1 protein-coding gene is annotated in these 385 nt (G+C 68.6%); it reads left to right on the top strand.

Annotation, left to right across the window (positions count from 1 at the left end):
* A partial coding sequence (locus tag PU724_RS33975) for a hypothetical protein (protein ID WP_426213862.1) occupies positions 1-385 on the top strand: 385 nt, incomplete at both ends.

The raw sequence follows: 385 nt of genomic DNA on the forward strand, positions 1-385 counted from the left end.
CTCGACCTTGCCGCCGGCAAGGTGTCGCTGTCGGCGACGGCGACGGTGACCGATGGCGACAACGACCAGGCGACCTCGACGGTCAGCACCGATCTCGGCGGCAATATCGGCTTCGACGACGACGTGCCGTCGCTGACGGTGGGCACGGTCAACGACAGCGCCATCACGCTGGTGACGCAGGACGCGCAGACGATCGGCGCCAACTCCGACACGGCGAGCGCCAGCTTCGCGGCCGCCTTCCTGGCGGCGGTGTCGCCGAGCTATGGCGCCGACGGCGCCGGCTCGACGGTGATCAGCGGCTATACGCTGAACGTCACCAACTCGGCCTCCGGCCTGACCAGCCAGGGTGAAGCGATCACGCTGGTCAAGGTCGGTAGCGACATCG

The organism is Mesorhizobium abyssinicae (assembly GCF_049887195.1).
Taxonomy (GTDB): Bacteria; Pseudomonadota; Alphaproteobacteria; order Rhizobiales; family Rhizobiaceae; genus Mesorhizobium; species Mesorhizobium abyssinicae.